Source organism: Parasphingomonas zepuensis, from assembly GCF_036663735.1.
In the GTDB taxonomy this organism is placed as follows: domain Bacteria; phylum Pseudomonadota; class Alphaproteobacteria; order Sphingomonadales; family Sphingomonadaceae; genus Sphingomonas.
Genome location: NZ_JAXOJO010000003.1, coordinates 655,412 through 676,629, shown reverse-complemented (window position 1 = coordinate 676,629; position 21,218 = coordinate 655,412). Strand labels below are relative to the sequence as shown.

At 64.8% G+C, this 21,218-nt stretch carries 10 protein-coding genes; 6 read left to right on the top strand and 4 right to left on the bottom strand.

The window, feature by feature from the left end; all coding sequences use genetic code 11:
• The first annotated feature begins 16 nt into the window (after positions 1–16).
• The gene (locus U1769_RS14455) at positions 17–787 is read left to right on the top strand and encodes an aKG-HExxH-type peptide beta-hydroxylase (RefSeq protein ID WP_332717230.1); all 771 of its coding nucleotides are present in this window, start codon (positions 17–19) and stop codon (positions 785–787) included.
• A gap of 26 nt (positions 788–813) precedes the next feature.
• Here U1769_RS14455 and U1769_RS14450 read toward each other — a convergent pair whose 3' ends face one another.
• Positions 814–1,065: a helix-turn-helix domain-containing protein gene (locus tag U1769_RS14450; protein ID WP_332717610.1), complete on the bottom strand. Its 252-nt coding sequence runs from the start codon at positions 1,063–1,065 to the stop codon at positions 814–816.
• 301 nt (positions 1,066–1,366) lie between these two features.
• Here U1769_RS14450 and U1769_RS14445 point away from each other — a divergent pair, with 301 nt between their 5' ends.
• A complete protein-coding gene (locus U1769_RS14445; RefSeq protein WP_332717608.1) occupies positions 1,367–2,707 on the top strand; it encodes a GntT/GntP/DsdX family permease in 1,341 nt (446 codons plus the stop codon).
• On the top strand, positions 2,704–3,423 hold the full coding sequence (locus tag U1769_RS14440; protein WP_443030355.1) for a FadR/GntR family transcriptional regulator: 720 nt from the start codon (positions 2,704–2,706) through the stop codon (positions 3,421–3,423). The genes U1769_RS14445 and U1769_RS14440 overlap by 4 nt, the downstream gene beginning before the upstream one ends.
• 341 nt (positions 3,424–3,764) lie before the next feature.
• Here the strand turns inward: U1769_RS14440 and U1769_RS14435 are convergent, their stop codons facing one another.
• Positions 3,765–4,319 carry a gluconokinase gene (locus tag U1769_RS14435; RefSeq protein WP_443030354.1) on the bottom strand — a complete coding sequence of 185 codons (555 nt, stop codon included), beginning with the start codon at positions 4,317–4,319 and terminating at the stop codon, positions 3,765–3,767.
• Positions 4,320–4,497: 178 nt separating this feature from the next.
• Here U1769_RS14435 and U1769_RS14430 point away from each other — a divergent pair, with 178 nt between their 5' ends.
• Positions 4,498–7,563, top strand: coding sequence for a glycosyl hydrolase family 28-related protein (locus U1769_RS14430; protein ID WP_443030353.1), 3,066 nt, complete (start codon positions 4,498–4,500; stop codon positions 7,561–7,563).
• Between the two features lie 137 nt (positions 7,564–7,700).
• Entirely contained in the window at positions 7,701–10,688 is a 2,988-nt protein-coding gene (locus U1769_RS14425; RefSeq protein WP_443030352.1) for a TonB-dependent receptor plug domain-containing protein, read from the top strand.
• Positions 10,689–10,876: 188 nt separating this feature from the next.
• Here U1769_RS14425 and U1769_RS14420 read toward each other — a convergent pair whose 3' ends face one another.
• Entirely contained in the window at positions 10,877–14,074 is a 3,198-nt protein-coding gene (locus U1769_RS14420; RefSeq protein WP_332717224.1) for a TonB-dependent receptor, read from the bottom strand.
• Positions 14,075–14,327: 253 nt separating this feature from the next.
• On the opposite strand from U1769_RS14420, the gene U1769_RS14415 reads away from it, so the two are divergent.
• Positions 14,328–16,196, top strand: coding sequence for a hypothetical protein (locus tag U1769_RS14415; RefSeq protein ID WP_332717222.1), 1,869 nt, complete (start codon positions 14,328–14,330; stop codon positions 16,194–16,196).
• 247 nt (positions 16,197–16,443) lie between these two features.
• Here the strand turns inward: U1769_RS14415 and U1769_RS14410 are convergent, their stop codons facing one another.
• On the bottom strand, positions 16,444–21,192 hold the full coding sequence (locus tag U1769_RS14410) for a hypothetical protein (protein WP_332717219.1): 4,749 nt from the start codon (positions 21,190–21,192) through the stop codon (positions 16,444–16,446).
• Between the last annotated feature and the right edge of the window lie 26 nt (positions 21,193–21,218).

The following is a 21,218-nucleotide window of genomic DNA, read 5'->3' as shown; positions in this document are numbered from 1 at the left end:
CATCGACTGGGCCCGGATGAGCGAGCCACAGCCGGACGGCAAGGACACGGCGACTCTGCTGGCGCTCGATCGGGCCTCGCGCGCATCCACGACGTCGCCCGAACCGGGGCCGACGGTGTGCGACGGGCGGGTGACGTTGTCGTGCGAAGGCCCGCTTATGCCGTCGCCCCCCTATGTGGCGGTAGCCGGCACCCCCGAGGTGCTGGCGCGTGCCATCGATTATGTCGGGCGCTGGCCCCCCATGGCGGCGCAATGGCCGCAGATCGTGCGGGTCATCCAGCCATTCACCGATCCCGTCGGCGGTGGGCCGCTGCGGTCATCCAGCCATTCGGTCGATACCCGGCCCGGCGTCATCGCCCTTACGGTCGATTGCCCGCTGGCGACGGCACAGGCGATCGTTCACGAAACCGCCCATTTGAAACTCCGCATCATGGGCGTCCGCAACCAAGCCGCCGACCGGATCGTCATCAATCGGCCGGAACAATTGTATGAAAGCCCGGTGGTGATCGAGATGCTGCGGCCCATGACCGCCGTGCTGCATGCGCAATATTCGTTCATGCATATCCTGCAGCTGGATCTGGAAATGCTGCGGCAGGAGGAAGATGCCGCTGTGCGGCGGGACATCAAGTCTCTGCTGGCGCGCAACGTTCCGCGGATGACGAAGGGTCTGGCAACGTTGCGGCGTGACATTCAGTGCGACGAAGCGGGCGCGAAATTCTGCGAGGGCTTTTTTGGATGGTGCGAAACCGCGATCGCAAGCAGCCGGGCCGCCCTGGCGCAATCATGACCCGGTGAGGAAGGGCGTACCGACGATCAGGAGGCGTAAAGCGTAAGCGTCTGCGCTGCGATTGCGACCTGGGTCCGGTTGCGCACGTTGAGCTTGCGCATCAGCGCTGTCATATGCGCCTTCACCGTCGCTTCGGCGATGCCCAGGTCGAACGCGATCTGCTTGTTGAGCTGGCCCGAACGAACGCCGCGCATCACCTTGATCTGAGTCGGCGTAAGCCGCACCGGCGTGCTCGCGCGCTCGATCGCGCACGGTTTCACGGCTGGTGTCGCCGCCATCTGACGAGCTTGCTGGAAATCGCCCTTCATATCATCCTCCCTCGGCTCTTTGGCCCCGTCATTGTGGCGGATCGGTCTCGCCGCGCGTCCGGTCCATGTCCCGGTTGTGCCGGAATCGGTTGGACAGCTTTCAGTATGTTCTTCAAATGAGTGCTTGATCAAGCCTTTTTTGCGGCTGTGTTGCAAAAACCTGTCCTACAGATATGATACATGATCCGTGGGCGAAGACACCGCGGGAAAAGGGGAGGACGGGAATGCCCGTAACGATGAACGGCCGCACGACGCGGTGGGGACCCTGCCGATGACCGGCGCCGATATCCGGCTGGTGATGGCCGCCATCGCCGGTATTGCGCTCGCGATCGTGATGATCGTCCGGGGCCGCCTTCATCCCTTTATCGGCCTGTTGTGCGGGGCCTTCGCCGTCGGCATCCTGGCCGGCCTGCCGCTCGGGGATACCGCCAAGGCAGTGCAGAAGGGCGTCGGCGACATCGTCGGCGGCACCGGCCTGGTCGTCGCGCTGGGCCTGTCGCTTGGGGCGATGCTGCATCTGTCGGGCGCGGCGGCGTCGCTGGCCACCGGCGCGCTGCGGTTGACCGGGCCGAAGGCCGCGCCCTGGGCGACGCTCGGCATCGCCATCATCATCGGCCTGCCGCTCTTCTTCGAAACCGGGCTGGTGCTGCTGTTGCCGATCGTGGTGGCCGCGGCGGCGGCGATGCCCGACGATGGCGATCGGGACGCGGCCAAGCTGCGGCTGATCATGCCCGCCTTGGCCGGTCTCGGCGTGGTCCATGCACTGGTGCCCCCGCATCCCGGTCCGCTGCTTGCGGTCGAGGCGCTGAACGCCAGCCTCGGCCTCACCATGCTCTATGGCATCATTATCGCGATCCCTGTCGCCATTCTCGCCGGCCCGGTGCTGGCGAAGTTCACGACGCGCGGCGTGAAGCTGACCGAACCGGTGCTGAGCGATCACGCGCTTGATCTGACGCCCCCGCGGCGGGCCGTCTCGCTGTTCATCGTGCTGCTGCCGATCGTGCTGATCGCAGCGGGCGAACTCGGCAAGCTGGCGCCGGGGCTCAAGGACGCGGCCTGGCTGACCGCCGCGAGCAATCCGGTGCTGGCGCTGCTCGTCACCAATCTCCTCGCTTTGCCCTTGCTGTTTGGGCGCCGGCTGACGGACGCGGCGATCCAGGATGCGGTCTGGTTCGAGACGATGGGCCCGGCCGGGGCGATCCTGCTGGCGATCGGCGCCGGTGGCGCCCTGAAGCAGGTGCTGGTGAGCGCCGGCCTGTCGGATCTGCTCGCGCGGGTGGTGATGATGTATTCGATATCGCCGCTGCTGCTCGGCTGGCTGGTCGCGGTCGGCATCCGGCTCGCCGCCGGCTCGGCGACGGTGGCGACGATCACTGCGGTCGGCGTCATGCCCGGCGTGGTCGCGGCCTCCGGCGCGTCGCCCGAACTGGTCGTGCTGGCGATCGGGGCCGGCTCCGTGTTCTTCAGCCATGTCAACGATCCCGGCTTCTGGCTGGTCAAGGGCTATGTCGGCACCAGCACGGCCGACACCTTCCGCACCTGGTCGATGCTGGAGACGGTCATATCGGTGGCGGGGCTCGCCGCGGTCGTGGCGCTCAGCTACGTCATATGATCGTGGCAGGCACCCGCATCGGCATCGAAAGGCCCGTCGTGCAGGAGGGGAGGCTGGCGGATCGCGCCTACACCGCGATCGTCCAGATCATCAACGACGATGATCTGGTGGCCGGCGACCGCCTGCCGTCCGAGGCGCGGCTCGCCGAAATGTTCGGCATGTCGCGCACGATCGTGCGCGAGGCGCTGGTGCGGCTCGCTGCCGACGGCATTACGGAGGCGCGGCGCGGCGCAGGCTCCTATGTGAAACGCCGTCCCTCGGAACGGCTCGGCTCGCACATGCCGATGCACGGCCTGGCGGCGACGCTCGGCACTTTTGAAGTCCGTTTCGTGCTTGAGGCCGAAACCGCCCGGCTTGCCGCGCAACGCCGCTCGCACGAGCAGATGGAGGCGATCGAGGCCGCCCTCGCCGCCCTGCGCGCCGCACTCCTGTCCAGCGACCCGGCGCATGCTGAGGACTGGCTGCTGCACCGCGCCATTGCCGAGGCGACCGGCAACAGCGCGTTCGTTGCGACCTTCGATTGTTTGGAGGAGGAGGTGATCCTCATCCTGCGGGCCGGCGTCGATATCTCGCGCTCGCGTCCCCCGGAGGTGATCGGGACGATGATGGACGAGCACGACGCGATCGTCGATGCGATCCGCGCGGGGGATGCGGACGGTGCTGCGCTGGCGATGCGCTGGCATTTGTCGCAGGGCCGCAAGCGGCTGATGCCATAGCGAGACGGGGCCGCACGAAGGCGAGACACGCGGGAAGGGTTAGAAAAGTTTCGTTTTGATCGATTCAACCGCGATCGAGGTCGTTGCACGGCGGACTGGCCGGGTTTGGTGAAACCTCGGCTCGCTCTTTCCCATGGTGAAGCGTCGATTCCTCGCCCCCGACCCCGTGCAGAACTGTTCCCTAAGAGGCTCGTCTGCCCCGTTTTCACTGAGTTTTTCCCCTGTTATCCAATAACAGGGAAAAATGCTTTTAAGCTATTGATATTAATCAGGAAAATATCCAACAAAATTGACCATAACAGGGGAAAAAAATTTCGCTCCACCCACCGGCGGGAACGCGGCTAGCCAGCAGCCAGGATCACGCCGCTTCGTGCCCAGGCAAGGACGTCACGGCCAAGCTCCTCGACCGGCGCATAGCAATGCAATGTGAGGGCGCGCTCGTCGGCGGCCGGACGTTCCAGCACGGCGAACTGGCTGTCGAGCAGGCTTGGCGGCATGTAATGGCTCTTGCGCTCGGCGAGCCGCGCCGCGATTTCGGCACGATCGCCGTCGAGCAGCACGAACAGCAGCGGCACGCCCGCCGCCTGTTCGAGCCGTTCGCGATAGCATCGCTTGAGCGCCGAACAGGCCGCGACCACGATGCCGTCCTCGCGCACGGCCAGGCCGATCGCGGCGCCCAGCCGATCGAGCCAGGGCCAGCGGTCAGCATCGTCCAGCGGCTGCCCGATCCGCATCTTGGCGATGCTTGCTGCGGCATGGAAACCATCGCCTTCAAGGGCGAGGCAGGACAGAATGGCGGCGAGGTGGGTGACCAGCGTCGATTTGCCGCAACCGCTCACCCCCATCACGACAATCGCGCAGCGCGGCAATCCGGTCTTGTTCCGCTGTGATGGCACTGCTCGTCCTCAGCTTTCGTCACGTCGGCGCGAATTCGAGCCACGCGTCCGGATGCGATGCTATTGGGCGCGTCGCCGGCTTTGACCATTGCGACCTTTGTCGCGGTCGCGGCTAGGCCGGCACACGCTTATCGGGCTGGTAGCTGAAAATGGGTTCAGAGAAGGGTGGAGAGGCATGATGGCCAACGCAGCACGCGCGATCGCGCTATGCCTGATTGCCGCAGCGATGCAGATCGGCCCAGCCGCCGACGCTCAGCCCGTCCGCTCGGTCTCGGCGTTCTTGGTGGCGCCGACGGATCCGGGCGCGGTCACCGTCAAGGCGCGCGGCGACGGCCTGGCCGACGATAGCGCGGCGATCCAGGCGGCGATCGATGCGGCGGCGGCAAAGCCCGGCGGCGGCATCGTGTTCCTGCCCTCGGGCCGGCATCGGCTCACCCGCACCCTGTATATGTGGCCCGGCGTGCGCCTGTTCGGCGTGGGCAGGACGCGCCCGGTGCTCCTGCTCGCCCCGAACACGCCCGGCTTCCAGAACGGTGTGGGCAGCATGGTTTTCTTCACCGGCAACCAGCCCGGCGGCCGTGCCCCGGGGCCCGGTGGCGTGCCGCTGCGCGGCAAGGTGCCGGTGCCGCCGCCGACCAGCGTGCCCTTCGATCCGGACATTGCCGATGCCAATTCGGGCACCTTCTATTCGGCCATGGCCAATGTGGATTTCGAGATCGGCGCGGGCAATCCGGCGGCGACGGGCGTGCGCTTCCACACGGCGCAGCACACCTATCTCAGCCACATCGATTTTCATCTCGGTTCGGCGCTGGCGGGTATCTATCAGGTCGGCAATCTCGGCATGGACCTGCGTTTCTATGGCGGGCGCTACGGCATCCTCGCCGAGAAGACCTCGCCGGCCTGGCAATATACGCTGCTCGATTCGGTGTTCGAGGGCCAGCGCGACGCTGCGATCCGCGAGCATGAGGCCGGGCTGACGCTGGTCAATACCGTGTTCCGCAACGTGCCTGTCGGGATCGAGATCGATCGCGGCTATGGCGACTGGCTGTGGGGCAAGGATGTCCGCTTCGAGAATGTCTCGCGGGCCGGCGTGATCATCAGCAATGAAGGCAACAGCTACACCCAGATCGGTTTCGACAACGCTCTGGCCAGTGGCACCCCGGTCTTCGCGCGCTTCCGCGACAGCGGCAGGACCGTGGCGGGGCCGGCGGCGCGCTACCGGGTCAAGGAGTTCACGTACGGGCTGACCCTGCCGGGGCTGGGCCAGCCCGGCACCTATGCGACGCGCATCGACGCGGCGCCTTTGTCGTCCCTGCCGCGCCGCCGCGATCCGGCGATCCGCGCCTTTCCCGGGACCGCGGCCTGGACCAACGTCCGCGATCTCGGTGTGAAGGGTGACAATGCGACCGACGACACTGCGGCTCTCCAGCGCGCGATCGACTCGCACCGCGTGCTCTATTTCCCAACCGGCTTCTACCGCGTCACCGACACGCTGAAGCTGCGTCCGGACAGTGTGCTGATCGGCCTGCATCCCAGCCTGACTCAGATCGTGCTGGCGGACGATACACCCGCCTATCGCGGCGTGGGCCCGGCCAGGGCGCTGGTGGAGAGCGCCAGGGGCGGCGACGCGATCGTCTCCGGCCTTGGTCTCGCCACCGGCGGCATCAACCCGCGTGCGACGGCGCTGTTGTGGCGTGCGGGCGAACGCTCGCTGGTCGACGACGTGAAGTTCCAGGGCGGCCACGGCACCAATCTCGCCGATGGCAGCCGCTTCGATCCGTACAATGCCAACCACACGGCCGATGCCGATCCGAAGAAGCGCTGGGACGGGCAATATGCCAGCCTGTGGGTCACCGATGGCGGCGGCGGCACCTTCAACGGTCTGTGGACGCCCAATACCTACGCCCAGGCCGGGCTGTACGTGTCGGATACGGCAACGCCTGGTTATGTCTACGAGATGTCGGCCGAGCATCATGTACGCGCCGAGATCGTGCTCGATCGCGTGCGCAACTGGGAATTCCTCGCGCCGCAGACCGAGGAGGAGGCAGGCGAGGGCCGCAGCACCGTGGCGCTGGAAGTACGCAATTCGCGCGACATCCTGTTCGCCAATTTCCACGGCTACCGCGTCACCCGCTCGCTCCAGCCGGCACCGGCGGCGGTCAGGCTCTATGGCTCGACCAACATCCGGTTCCGCAATGTCCATGTGAACGCTGAGAGCGGTTTCTCGACCTGCGACGCCAATGGCTGCGGCACCTATCTGCGCGCGAGCAAATACCCTTATTCGAACGCGATCCAGGATTTGACGCGCGGTGCAGAGGTGCGCGAGCGCGAGTTCGCGGTGCTCGACGTGACCGACGCTGCGGTTCCCGCCGCGGCTCCCGCGCTGACACCCGTGAAGCGGCTTGCCGGAGACTTTTATGCGCTCGGCGGCGGCGCGGTGGACTCGGCCGGCAAGCTCTACTTCGTCGACCGGCAATATCACCGCATCCATGGCTGGTCGGAACAGGAGGGGCTGTCGATCGTCGCCGATGCGCCGCTCGATCCGATCAACCTCGCGGTCGATCGGTCTGGCAATCTGCTGGTACTGTCCTCGGACGGGCCGCAGGCGACCGTCTACAGCGTCAAGCCTGGCGCGCCCGACGCCGTCCGGGTGATCGCGCCGACTCCCGCTACCGACCGCTCGGGCGCGCGCATTGCGCTGCCCGGCAGCTATTGGAACAATGGCGAATTCCGCGACCAATATGATCCGGCCACCGATCACTTCACCACGCTCGCCGAGATGTTCGCGCGCGACATGGCCGTGCCAAAGCAGCGCGATTATGTGTCGCCCGACGGCAGCCTGGTCCTGCCCGCCTTCCGCGTCTGGCAGCAGGGGCCTGCCAACCACCTTGGCTGGCGCTTCTCCGATACGCTCGATACTTATGGCTGGGTCACCGGCAGGGTCGGCGAGCGAATCTATATTGCCAACGGCTCCGAAAACCGGACCTATTCCGGCCTGCTCGGCGCCGGCGGCGCGGTGACTGACCTGAAGCCCTTCGCGGCGCGCGGCGGAGAGAGCGTGGCGGCGGGTCCGGATGGGCGCGTCTATGTCGCGAACGGCCAGGTGTTCGTCTATGCGGCGGACGGCAGGGAAGTGGGCCGGATCGACGTACCCGAGCGGCCGCTGCAGTTGCTGTTCGGCGGCGCCGACGGGCGCACGCTGTTCATCCTCACTCATCACGCGCTCTATTCGGCGCTGCCGTGAGCGCAGCATCGGCACGATCGCGTCTGCGACCATGGTCGTAGATGATGGAGGCGGCCTGATCCGGTAAGCAGGGGCGCGTACCGGCGAAGTGCTTTGGCTGAATGCACGCGCCCATGACAACAAATAGGGGATGGATGATGGGGAATGTTTCGTTTGATCGTCGCACTTTGACGCTGATTCGTGGTAGCGCTACCAGCCTGGCGGCACTCGCCGCCGCGCTGGCGTTTGCTCCGGCTTCGGCGCAGACCGCGCCTGCTGCGCGGGACACGGTCGCGCCAGCCCCGCTCCAGTCCACCCCGCCCGCCGAAACGCCGGAGCGTGACATCATCGTCACCGGCTCGCGCATCATGTCGAGCGGCTTCAACGCGCCGACTCCGACGACGATGATCGGCGAAGAGCAAATCGCGAACAACGCGCAGCCCAACATCTTCAACACCATCGCCCAGCTGCCGTCGCTGCAGGGCTCGACTGGCGCCGCGACCGGCACGTTCAGCACCTCGAGTGGCCAGCAGGGGCTCAGTTCCTTCTCGCTGCGCGGCCTTGGGCCGATCCGCACGCTGACCTTGCTCGACGGCCAGCGGGTCGTCGGCGCCAACGTGACGGGTGTTCCTGATATCAGCATGTTCCCGCAGCTGCTGGTGAAGCGGGTCGACGTGGTGAACGGCGGTGCCTCGGCATCCTATGGTTCGGACGCGGTCGGCGGCGTGGTCAATTTCATCACCGACACGCGGTTCACCGGCTTCAAGGGCAACGTCCAGGGCGGCATCACCAACTATGGCGATGACGAGCAGGTGCTCGTCCAGGGCGCCTGGGGCGGGGCCTTCCTCGACAACCGCCTGCACGTGATCGTCAGCGGCGAGTTCGATCATGAAGACGGCGTCGGCCCGGGCGATTTCGGCACCGACCTGGCTGGCGGCCGCGACTGGTATCGCGCCACCACGCTGATGGATACCGGGCAGTCCAGTAATGGCCGGCCGCGGTTCAACTACCGCGACTATGCGCAGCCTTATCAATATGCCCGCTATGGCCTGATCAACAACGGCCCGCTCCAGGGCATCGCGTTCGACCAGAACGGCGCACCCTATAATTTCAATTACGGGTCGGGTGGTACGCCCACGGGCACCGGCACTGTCACGGGCTGCTTCGCCGGCAACGGCTTCTGCGTCGGCGGCGATCTGACGGGCGCGCCGGGTTCGGGCGCATCGCTGAAGTCGGCGCTCGAGCGCATCAACGGCTTTGGCCGGATCGGCTACGACTTCGCCGAAAACAACGAAATCTACCTGACCGTCAACGTTGCCAAGGTGACGACCAGCAATCAGCCAAGCCCGGGTTACAATCGGCAGAACCTGGCCGACGTCCAGTGTTCGAACGCGTTCCTGCCGCAGCTGGTGAAGGATCGGTGCGTCACTGCCGGCATCACGAAGTTCAACTTCGGCTCAAGCAACGGCTATTTCCCGGATCCCAAGGTCTCTACCGATCGCCGCCAATACCGCTTCGTCGGCGGTCTCAAGGGTGAGTTCGATGTGGGTGGGTCCGACTGGAAGTATGACGCTTATTACGAACACGGCACCACGATCTCGGACATCGAGGTCCATGATATCGTCATCCAGAACCGTTATCTGGCCGCGGCTAATGCGATCACGCTGAACGGCGCCATCGTCTGCGCCGATGCCGCAGCGCGGGCCGCGGGATGCCAGCCGATCAACATCTTCGGTGGCGTCCCATCGTCGGCAGCGCTTGCCTATATCACGCCCGCCAACGGGCCTTTCCAGCACACCAAGCTCACGCAGGATGTCGCCAGCCTCAACTTCTCCGGACAACCGGTCGACCTGTGGGCCGGTCCGTTGTCGGTAGCCTTTGGTGGTGAGTATCGCCGAGAATTCTACCGCGTGAATGCCGATCCGTACGGTGCCGGCGTTTCCGCCATCAGCCCGAACAGCGCTGCTTACCCTGCTGACCCGTTGCTCAATGCAGGCCAGGGGAGCAATTGGGCGGCCGGTAACTACAAGAACGGGCGCGGCAAATATGAGGTGTATGAAGGCTTCCTCGAACTCGATCTGCCGTTGTTCGACAATGAATCGATCGGTCGCGCAAACCTGAACGGTGCCGGTCGAGTGACTCACTACAGCACGTCCGGCACGGTCTGGGCGTGGAAGCTCGGCGGCACCTGGAATACACCGCTCGACGGTATCCGGTTGCGGGCGGTGACGTCGCGCGACGTCCGCGCGCCGAACCTGTCGGAGCTGTTCGCAGCACCGACCGTCACGACGCAGCCGAGCTTCACCAATCCGTTCGGCCCGCCGGTGCAGGCGTTCCAGAACACGGTCGGCAATCCCGATCTGAAGCCGGAAATCGCGCGCAACACCGAACTGGGCATCGTTCTGTCGCGTCCGTCCTGGCTGCCCGGGCTGAGCCTGTCGTTCGACTATTACAACATCAAGCTGAAGGGCGTGATCTCGACTCTGTCGGCGGCGCAGATCGTGCAATTCTGCGCGGACGGCATCCAGTCCTTCTGCAGCGCCTTCAAGCTGGACAATGTCAATCAGGCCGACAATTTCATCAACGTCCAGCCATTCAATCTCGCCTCGTGGAAAACCAGCGGTTTCGACATCGAGGCGAGCTACCAGTGGCAGAGGCCGCTCGGCCTGCCGGGCAGTTTCACCATCCGCGCGCTCGGCACGCACATTCGTGAATTCCTCGTCGATGCGGGCATCGCCAATGTCGACGTCGTGGACCAGGCCGGCGCCAACACCGGCAACACGCCTGACTGGAAATGGCTGGCGACCCAGAGCTACCGGAACGACCAGTTCAGCTTCACGGTCCAGGAGCGCTGGTTCAGCGACGGTGTGTTCGGCAACCAATATGTCGTTTGCAGCACCGCTTGCCCGACCTCGACCACCAACCATCCCACGATCGATTACAACAAGATGAAGGGCGCCTTCTATATCGATATCGGCGGTTCGCTGAAAGTGACCGAAGGAATCGAGACCTTCTTCAAGGTCGACAATCTCTTCGATCACGATCCGACAGCGTCCCCGCAGACCAATACCGGGCTCGACGTGAACCCGGCACTCTACGACACGCTCGGCCGGATCTATCGCATCGGCGTCCGCGCGAAGTTCTGATCCCTTTCGGATCGGTCGGGGCCGAGGAGATGAAAATCTCCTCGGCCTTGCGCTGTATGGGGCAGGCTGACTGGCCGCGTGCCGTCAGTCACGATGCAGGAACCCGTACGCGCGCCTGACCAGCCACAAAAAATGGGGCCGGCCAGGGAATAGCCGGCCCCCAGGGGAGCTCGATAGGGTGCGACGGATCAGAAGCGCCCGCGCAGGCCCACCATGACCTGACGGCCCGGATTGAAGTCCGTGTAGGTCGCGTTGGCGAACTGGAAATAGCTGCGCTGACGCTCCTTGAAGATGTTCTGGACGTCGAAGGTCAGCTCCGGGAGGCGCTCGTTGCCGAAGATCTCGCCGAGATCCACCGAGCTGCCGAAATCCCATTGCTGATATTTGTCGGTGTAGAGCGCTGCGGCGGGAATGCCGTTCTGGTTCGTTCCGGAGGCGACGAAGCCATCGGTGAACGTCGTCGACAGCCGTGCCGAGATGCCCCCGCGCTCATAATAGGCAGTGATGTTGTAGGTCGTCGGGGCGATGCCGGTCGCGATCGCTGGCGCCGCGCCGGATCCCTTCTGGTCGATCAGCGTGATGTTGGCGCTGAATCCGAAACCGTTGATGCCGAGATACCGGCCTAGCAGGAAATCGAGCGGCTGCACCCAATTGCCCTCGAGACCCTTGACCGTCAGCGTGCCGCTGGCGTTGACCTGTTGCGTCAGCACGACGCTCGCGGCGTTCGGGCCGCCGCGCGAATTGATCGCCAATTGCTGAGTCGGCGAGAGCGTCTCGAAGGTGACGCCATACGCGGACAGCGCGCTGAACGGCACGGTGACGTTGCCGTTCACGGTGAAACCGGTGACGTCCTTCTGGAATGCCGCGACGCCGATATAGCCTTCCTGGCCAGTATAATATTCGGCGCCGAAATCGATATTGGTCGACAGGAAAGGCTCGAGCGACGGGTTGCCGACGCTGCCGACATCGGCAGACGGGCTCGAGAAATTGAGGCCGGGCAGCATGGAGGACGGATTCGGCCGGGTCATGGTGCGCGATATGGCCATGCGCAGCACGGCCTTGTCGCCGACATGGAAGGCCGTCGTCACCGATGGCAGCCAGTTCTCGTATTTCGCGTCCGTGTAAACGAAGTTGAGCAGGTTCGGATAACAGGAGCCGTCGCGGGGATTGCCCGTGCCCGGGCATGCCGCGGGCAGCGGCCCCGCCCCGTCCGGATCGCGCGCGTTGCGCGGATCGGAGATCGATACATAGCCGCCGATCTGCTGGTCGGTCTTCACCCAGCGCACGCCCGCGTTGAAGGTGAGGCGGTTGTCCCCGATCGGCAGGTCGCCATTCATCTCGCCATAGATGCCGAGCGTCTTCTCGCGGACATAGCCGCCCGAGGCACCGGTGTTGGATCCGGTCGCCGGCGGCGAGGCGTCGTGGAAGGCGTCATAGTTGGACGCCTTTTTGAACTTGTCCCAGTCGACCGTGATGAAGCCGAGTGAACTGCTTGGCTGGAGGAATGATGCGACCGCCGAATTGGGAATCAGAGATCCGCCATAGGTCAGCGGGCCCAGCCCGGTCGAGAAGCCGGTGCCGAGCGTGGGATAGGTCGGATAGCCCGCGCCGGGGGTCGGCGTGTTCAGGCCTTCGCAGGGCGGCTGGGTGTTAGGGCTCGGCAGGAACACGCTCGGCCGATTGCCGCACACCGCGTTCTGGAAGGCCTGGCTGTTGTCCGTTGCCGTGATCGATCGTGACACGTCGTCATAGGCGCTGCCTACCTTGAGATTCAGATGGGTGTCGCCCCAGGTGAGGTCGCCGCGGACGCCCTTGGTCTTGGTCGTGCGATATTCGTCCTGAATATTCACCCGGCCGCCGGGCCAGCCGAAATTGGTCGGCTTGTTCAGATCGACATTGGAGGTGATGCTCGGAATGCCGCCGCCGGTGTTGTCGTAATTGACCGTGACGCCGGAATTGGCCGGCGTGATCACGAGCACGGTCGGCACCTCGCGGTGGAATTTGCTCTTCGTGTAATTGCCGTTGAAGTTCAGCTTCAGCGTGTCCGCAACGCTCCATTCCAGCCCGGGATTGACGCCCCAATAAGTGGTGTCCTCGATGAATGGGCGATATTCGAGGAAGAATTGCGCATTGTAATAGGTGCCCTTGGTCACGACGCAGCCGGCCGTGCAATCGCTGCGGTCATATTGTGTGTTGACCGGGATGACCGCGCCGTTGCGCCCGACCCAGTTCATGTCGATGCGGCGAAGATCGTTCTTCTTCTTCGAATACATGCCGTCGACATAGGCGTGCAGCGCATCGCCCTTATATTCGAGGCTGCCGATCAGGCTGATGCGATCCTTGGTGCCGGATTCGGTGACCGGACGGCCGAGCCGCGGCAGCAGGCCATTGTCGATCTGGCCGATATTCGCGCCGGGGTTCTGCGCCAGCAGGAAGTCCTGGTTGATCACGGTTCCCGCGGCCACACCGGGGATACCCGCGTTCGACGGCACCGTGCCGGGAATGGTGAAGTTGCCGCCGCCCGAGCCGTTGCAGGGCGCGGTGCGGCACTGCGCCGCTGCGATCTGCGCGAGGGTCGGCGTGTTGGGCACACCGTTGGTACTGCCGGCGATGCCCTGCGGTGTCGATAGGTTCGGGTTGGTCAGGCCGATGGTCTCGTACCCGTTGACGTTGACCTGGTTGCGCACCCCGGCAAACCCGACGAGCAGGCCGAAATCGCCCATCGTCGTGCTGGCCAGCACCGATCCGCGATAGCCCCATTTGCCGGTATTGCTGATGTTCGTCGCCTGGCCCGAATAGGTTACGCGTGTGCCTTCCTTGTCGAAGGGCCGTGCGCTGCGCAGATTGACGGTGCCCGCCGCGCCGCCTTCCAGCATGGCCGCGACTGAGCTCTTGTTGACGGTCAGGCTGGTGAACAGCTCGGTCGGGAACACGTCCAGATCGACCTCGCGATTGGTGCTCTGCGCGCCGTCGCGGCCGGTCGACGCGACCGCGATCGGCGCATTGTTGAGCAGCACGCGCGTGAAGTTCGTGCCCAGGCCGCGGATCGTCACCTGCAGACCTTCGCCGGTGATGTCGCGGCTGATCGTCACGCCTGGAACCCGGTTCAGCGATTCGGCGATATTGGTGTCAGGGAATTTGCCGATGTCCTCGGCGAAGATCGCGTCGGAAAAGCCGGTCGCATTCTTCTTCGCCTGGGTCGCGCTGCTCAGGCTGGCGCGATAGCCCTGGACGATGATTTCTTCGGGTTCTTCAGCCGCAATTCCGGTCGGCTGGTCCTGCGTGGTCGATTGCGCGGAAGCCGGGAGCGTTAACATCATCGCCGGGAGCGAACCTGCGGCGAGCAGCGCCGCGCGCACGCGCTTCGAGCGTATGTCGGACATCATTCAACCCCTCCTCATGGCCTCCGTTTCAACGCCGGATGGCCGGTTGCGCGCTTTATGGTAGCGCTATCATCATCGATTAATACGGCGGGCTATTGTTGTCAAGATGGGACCGGATCGGGCGGATAAGCCTGCATTGATAAGTGCAGATAAATTACTGTCCAGGCGTCCCCCCGCGTCCCGATTAACTGGAGAACAACTCTTTCGACCTACGCCGTTTCCGTTAAGAGGCAAACTGCGGAACTGATCCTCGTCGATGACAAGTAAGCGTCTGAAAGAATTTGCAGCCACGCTGCTCGTTATCTTGGGTTGGCTGTTCTTCGCGCCGGCTGCGGTGGCCGCTGGCTGCTCGATTGCAACCTCGCAGGGTACGACCGGGCCGTCCGGCTGGCAGACCTATTGCTGGATCGACTTCTCTTCCTACAACGACACTCTCGCGCGCTCGGGCTCAGGTCAGAACTTCAGCCTGACGCTTCAGGATGGCACAGTGATGACCTTCAATCTGAAGGTCGCATCGACGTCTGCACTTGATACGACGGCGGCGCCTTCCTGGTCGGGCGCGGCGATCGGCAACACTGCCTTTATCGGCATCGCCGGCCAACCGATCCTGTACCAGACCAATGACGGTACCTCGGCGACCATCACCATGTCGAACATCAAGCTGACTCCGCCGCCGGGGGCGACCGGCGGTACGCAATATATGATCGTGGCGGCTGACGGCGAATCCACCAACGGCGGCGAATCGGTGAGTTTTCAGACGAATGGCGGCAACTGGGTTCAACTCGATCAGGCCGGGCCGACCAGTGGTTCGATCTACCCCATTCTGTCGGGGGTCGGCACCAACACCTTAACCGCAACCGGCGTTGCCGGCACGGTGGGGGCCTATATCGGCGGCACCAGCACGCCGACCACCGTGACCATATCGCTGGTCGGCGCCGGCCTGGAGGGCGCGATGTTTGCAGTACGTTACGCCTCGGTCCGGCTCTATACCCAGATCTCGGGGGTCCGGCTGAACACGGCCGACCAATTCACCTTCTCGATCAACTCCACATTGACCGGAACGGCGCTCGCGGCCGGCGCGACCAGCGGCGGCGGTACAGGGCCGTTCACCGCCGCAGCGCTGACGCCCGCATCCGCGGTTCCCGTGACTCTGGTGCAAACGATGTCAGGCGGCAGTGTCAACGCCCTGTCGCATTATCGCTCCTCGCTGACCTGCACCAACAGCTTCGGTTCCCCCACCCCGCTACCGAGCGGGGTCATCACCTCATCCTACAGCTTCGGCCCGCTGCAATATGGCGATGTGGTGCAATGCACCTTCACCCAAGTGGCTTTTCCGCATCTGACATTGAGGAAAGCACTGGCCGCCAGCGGCCGCCAGTTTGCGGCCGACCAGTTCGAGCTCAATATAGATCAGGGGGCGACGAGCATTGCCACCATCACCACCACCGGCACCGGTGCGACGATCGCCAACGGCGCGACCGCACAGACCCAGCTAGTGCCCGGCACCGCCTATATGCTCTACGAGGATGGCGCGGGGACAACCGCTCTCAGTCAATATACCTCGACCATGGCCTGTACCAACGCCAACGGCGGATCGACGACGACACTGCCGACCACCCCTGGCGGCACGATCACACCGGCGGTGGGCGACATCGTCACCTGCACGATCACCAACACCAAGCGCGCCGCCAACGCGCTGCTGACGATCCTGAAGAGCTCGACCCTGGTGTCGGACCCGGTGAACGGCACCACCAACCCCAAATTCCTTCCCGGCGCGATCATCCGCTACACCTTCACCGTGGCCAATACCGGGCCCTCGACGGTAACCAACAACTCGGTATGGCTGATCGACGCCTTGCCCTCCCAAGTGCGGGTCGGGACGGCATCCTCTCCAATCTTCACACAAGGCTCACCCACCAGCGGGCTGACTTTCACCGCCGCGACCGGCATCAGATATTCGAGTTCGGCGACGGCGCCGACCACTTTTGCCGGCTGCACCTATACGCCGATATCGGCCTATGACGCTGCGGTGAAGTTCGTCTGCCTCAACCCCAGGGGCACGATGGCCGGATCCAGCGGCACCCCGCCCAGCTTCACGCTCAGCATCCAGGCCCAGCTTAACTGACGCGCCGCAATTTCCGCGAACAACTGCCGCCCATTGCGTGGCCTGCTTGACCGTTCGGGCACCCGTCGTTCGGCAATGACCGACGCTGGGGAAAGGGCGGCAACCTTGCATATCACGCCGCCCGACGGCCTCGATGCGCCAGCCCTGTCTCTGCGTAACCAACCGACCGCCGACTGGGTTGAGGATCGAGCCTGAGCGAGGGCGTTCGTGGCGCGATGCGCGCCCGCCCAAGCGCTGGCTGCCTTTCCTACCGCCGGCCGAGCCCCAGGAACCCGAAGGTGCTGGTGTCGAACTTGAGCTTCAGCGTTGCGAACACCCCCCGGTTGGTTGAGCGGTCGGCAGTGAAGTCACGGTCGCGGAAGCCAGTGACGTTGTAGCCCAGCGACAGCAGCATGTTCCTGGCGGGCACGACACTCGCCGATGGACCGATCGCAAAGTTGGTGGTGTGATCAGCGAGGTTGCCGCGCAGCGTGAAGCTGCCACCGACTGCGACGCGCCGGCCGATCGCGAGATGCGCATCGAGCCCGGTAAGCAGCGTGGTGCCGGCGAGGTTATAGCCATCATAACGGTCGAAATTGTAGCGGCCCGCGGCGAAGAAGCCGAATTCGGAGCGCTGCACGAACGCGCCATTGTCTCGGCTGCGCGGCGACCAGTTGGCGGAGAAGCTGCCGATCAGGCGGCGCGACCTGGCATCGCCCGTGACGATGAGCGCGGTTGTGCCCGTCGCGCCGCCGATCCCCGCCATCCCCGCGGTCGCCCCGACCACCATGTCGCTGCGATATCCGACCTTGGTGAGGAAGGCGAAGGTCGAATTCGCCGGGCGGTTCGCGACCGCGATCGCGCTGTCGAACACCTCGGTGATGCTGCCGTCGCTGCCATTGGCGTGAGTCCAGCTGACCCCCGACCCGACCATGCTGCCCTCGCCGAGCTGGCGGATCGCGCCAAGGGTCGCGCCCTTGCGGCGGGCGAACTCGCCGTCACGCCATTCGCCGCGCAGCGTCGCCGTCCATTGGCCAGCGCGCCAGCTCGCGCCGAGCGTCAGCGCAGTGTAATCCTCGGTGAGCGTGCCATTGCCGCCCAGCAGGCCGCCGCTGACGACCGGCTGGGCCGGATTGACGACCTTCGAAATATCGAAGCCACCCAGCACCTTGTTGGCGTCGATCGTCCCGTCGATCGTCAGGTGCCTGGTCACTTCGAACGACTGGGTGAGGCCAAAGGCGGCAAAGCTGCGCGGGCCATATTCGGCGATGTTTTGCTGCTCGACCGCGCTGATGATCCGCCCGCCGGTCCAGGGCTGCAGCTCGAAGCCGACCCGGGCGGTACGGGCGTCGATCGCCGCGCCGCTCGCGATCTCATAGCTGCCGATCAACTTGATGCGCGGCGACAGGGCGTAGCGCACCGAGAGCAGATGGCGGGCGGGCAGATCGATCGACTCGGTCTTGCCGAGGCCGAAACTGGTCGAGGCGTCCATCTGCAGCTTGTTGTCGAAAAGCCGCTTGGTCGCACCGACATCGAGCACCGTCGAGTCCGCATTGGTGCCGTCGGCGAGGTGGTCGAGGATCGTCGAGATGCCGAGGTGGAGGTCGGTGCCCTTCGTTCGGTATTCGCCCTTGACCTGAAGTGCCTCGCGGTGCGTGGGGTCGGTCAGGCTCTCGTCATACCAGGCGGTGGCGTTGATCGAGAGGGCCGCGGTCAGTTTCATCCTGGCATCGACGCCCATTTTGCGGCGGCCGATTTCGGGGCCATTCAACTGCCCGACGCCGAATTTCGCGTCGACCGAATGGGCATAAGCCAGCAGATCGATGCGCTTGTCATGATGCTCGGCCTCGGCCAGCCAGGCGACCGAATTGCTGCCGTTCCGCTGGCTGACAGAGGCTTCGGCACGAAGCTCGGTCGTCGCATTGGGCCGCGCCCGCAGGTCGATGGCAACCATGTTGGTGCGCGCCGCATCGCCCTTGTCGGTGATCGCGGTGGCGCCGATGCGCAGCCCGCCGTTGCGGGACGTCCAGTCGGTGCGCGCACCGCCGTTGAGCGATCCGTCGGTGTCCGTGGTCGGATCCACATCATAGTCGATGACGATGAATTGCGGGTTGAGCGACACGTCGCGGCTCAGGATCGGCTGCTTGAAGGAAATCGTCCCTGAAAGCATGTCGATGTCATAGTCGATGAAGCGAGTCAGCGTCGTGCTGTTGACGATGATCTCCGACCTGAACCGGTCGCGGACCTGAAGCACCACCGTTTCGCTGTTGGCGACGATCGCGCGCCCCGACAGGGCATAGGGCCCGGAAATCCCGCCGCCCTGGATCTCGTCATGGCGATGAGTCGATGAAACTCGGGCACCATAGGCCTCGGCGTGGAAGCCGCCCAAGCCGCCTTCTGCCTTCACGCCGGTTATCGTGCGCTGGTAACGGGCCAATTGGGTCTGGTTGAAATCGGTGCTGAAGTCGCCGAACAGGGCGTTGAACGCCCGCGCTTCGATGCGCACGTACAGCTTTTCCCGGCTGGCGGCGTCGAAACGGCGGTTCGATCCATCAGCGAAGACGGTGTAATAGGCCTTGGGATCGATCGCGCCGAGCAACTGCTGGTCGTCGCGCTGCTTGGCGCTGTCATAGGCGAGGGTGAGGATGTACCGCCCAAGCACGCGCCCCTTGGCGTAGAAGGCCACCCGGCCGCGCTTGCCGATGTCGCTGCTGAAATTGCCGGTCCGCTCCATGGCATCCGCGATCGTCCGCGCACCGACCGAGCCCTCGGCGAGCCCGACCAGGGTCCATTTCAGCTTGCCCGGCACCACCCATTCGTTGAGTGTCTGGCGACGCCGCTGCTGACCATCGATGAAGGTCAGATCGAGCTGAAGCGCGCCGCTGACCATGGTCGGCGCGAGCTCGACCAGGGCGATGCCGTCATCGCCCTTCACCGTCCAGTGCGGTGTCGCCCGACCGAGGCCCGACAAGGCGCGCGACTGCATCGCATCGACCGCCTCGGCGCTCTCATAGGGCGCGTTGAGCGAGATATCGCCGGAGATACCGGCATGGACCGGCCGGCCGTTGCGATCGAGCACGCGGAGCGCGATGACCGGCTTGGTACGACCATCGGCGACCAGCACGGTCTTCTCCCGCACGATCTGGACCTGGGCCGGAGTCTGCGTGAAGTGAACATCGCGCGCGAGAGTCGCTGCGACCGACCCGTCGGGATTGCGCACGATTGCCGTCAGGTGGGTGACGTCGCCGTCGAGCGGAATGCCGCGCCAGATGCCGACCGCCCAGGCATGGTTGGCCGCGACCTTGTCGCCGTCAAAGGCGATCTCCGCGACCGGCTTGCCGTTGGTAGCCAGCTCGACCTTCTGGCCGGGGCGATAGCGGATGACCACGCGGAGTGCCGGTGCCCGTGGGTTATAATCAACTACAGGGAACAGGAAATCGATCGGGCCGTCACCCAGGGCGAGCCAGTCAGTCTCGGCGCCCGCGGCAATCCGGTCCGAAACAGGCCCGTCGGGGTCTGCTGGTGCAGAGGCCTCGGACGCTGTCGAATGTGGATCAAGCGGCGGCATGTCCCCCGACACGCCGCCGCCGACCGGCTGAGCGCGATTACCCCTATCGGGACCCAGCTCCGGAATCTGTTTGCTCTCCAGCTCGGCGGCAGCTTGCTGTTCTTGCGGAAGTTCTGCGTAGAAGTCGGCAACGGCAAGGCTGCCGCCCCGCCCGCTGACGAAACGCGAAATGGCACTGCCGGCGCTGCGCGTCGATTGACTGCAATCAACGAACCGCCCGCCCTCGGGCAAGGTCATGTCCATCACCTGAGCGATATGCTCTCCCGGCACGAGCCCGTCGAAATGGTAGCGGCCCTCGTGATCGGTGACCGCGAAACTGCCATCCTCGAGCATGACGCGAACGCCGGGAATTCCGGCACGGCTCGCGTCGGCCGAGCAGCCATTGTCCGTGACGCGCCCGATCAGCGTCATGCGCGCGGTCAGGCCATCGGGCTCGATCCGGACCACGGCGCCGGCATAAGTGGTGGTGCCGCGATAATCGGTCGCGACCGCCTTGTTCAGCGCCTGCCCCGTGGCAGCGTTCGGCCGCACCGTCATGGCATAAGTGACGGTTCGGACGGTGCCGACCGGGATATTGCCGAGCCTGACGGTCAATGTCTTGCCATCGGGCGGGATCGTGATCTGGCCAGGACGGGAAACACCGTCGATCCGCACTGAACCGGGTCGCAACCGCAGCAGGGGCGACGGCGTATCGACGAGGGTGACGTCGCGTTTGGCGTGCAAGCGATCGGGATTGTTCACCGTAACCGTGTAGAATACCACGTCGCCCGGCTGGGCGACGACGCGCGAGGCGCTCTTGGTCATCGTGACCGCGGTTGGCGGGCGGTCAGCCGGAATATCCACCTTGATCGGCTGCGGATTCGAGATCGTGAACGCAGAGCCATAGGACGCGCCGCTTAGCATCAACGGGCTGCCATCAGGCCGGGTTAGCCCCGCGAGCCGGGCAATGTCGGCGGCCGAAGGCACGCGATAGGGATTGGGCGGCTCCACCACGATCCGGTATTGCCCGGGCGCGAGAAGCGGAAAGCAATATTCGCCCGGCGAGAGCTGATAGACGAGCCCGGCCCCGTCAGTAACGGACTGCCCGGTATAGACCGTCGATGGCCACGGCGTGACACCGTCGGCGGCGAACACCGTCGCTGGCTGGCCGGTTGCCACGTCGATGATGGAAACCTTGGCGCCACTCACCATCGTGCCGTCTTCGCTGTCGAAGACCAGGCCGAGGGCTGGCGTCGTCCCGCTCTGTCCATGGCCGATCGGTGGCGTATTTTTTTTGAGAACGACAAAGGACACGCTGTTCGACGCCGTCGAAAACGGCACGTCGGACTGCATCCAGTTGGCGTTGGCGGTGTTGGTGACGGTCTGCGCACGCAGCCCTGGAGCAAAGAGCACCATCAGGGCGCAGAGAAGCGCGACCGCTACCGCCCGCAAGGGATGGTTGCGACCCATAGGGTTCTCAATGATGAGGGCGGCAG

What these genes read in the sequence shown, in the direction of transcription:
- U1769_RS14450 (WP_332717610.1), bottom strand. Translation starts at nt 1,065, where the DNA reads ATGGCGGCGACACCAGCCGTGAAACCGTGCGCGATCGAGCGCGCGAGC.
- U1769_RS14410 (WP_332717219.1), bottom strand. Translation starts at nt 21,192, where the DNA reads ATGGGTCGCAACCATCCCTTGCGGGCGGTAGCGGTCGCGCTTCTCTGC.
- U1769_RS14440 (WP_443030355.1), top strand. Translation starts at nt 2,704, where the DNA reads ATGATCGTGGCAGGCACCCGCATCGGCATCGAAAGGCCCGTCGTGCAG.
- U1769_RS14445 (WP_332717608.1), top strand. Translation starts at nt 1,367, where the DNA reads ATGACCGGCGCCGATATCCGGCTGGTGATGGCCGCCATCGCCGGTATT.
- U1769_RS14425 (WP_443030352.1), top strand. Translation starts at nt 7,701, where the DNA reads ATGGGGAATGTTTCGTTTGATCGTCGCACTTTGACGCTGATTCGTGGT.
- U1769_RS14415 (WP_332717222.1), top strand. Translation starts at nt 14,328, where the DNA reads ATGACAAGTAAGCGTCTGAAAGAATTTGCAGCCACGCTGCTCGTTATC.
- U1769_RS14420 (WP_332717224.1), bottom strand. Translation starts at nt 14,074, where the DNA reads ATGATGTCCGACATACGCTCGAAGCGCGTGCGCGCGGCGCTGCTCGCC.
- U1769_RS14430 (WP_443030353.1), top strand. Translation starts at nt 4,498, where the DNA reads ATGGCCAACGCAGCACGCGCGATCGCGCTATGCCTGATTGCCGCAGCG.
- U1769_RS14455 (WP_332717230.1), top strand. Translation starts at nt 17, where the DNA reads ATGAGCGAGCCACAGCCGGACGGCAAGGACACGGCGACTCTGCTGGCG.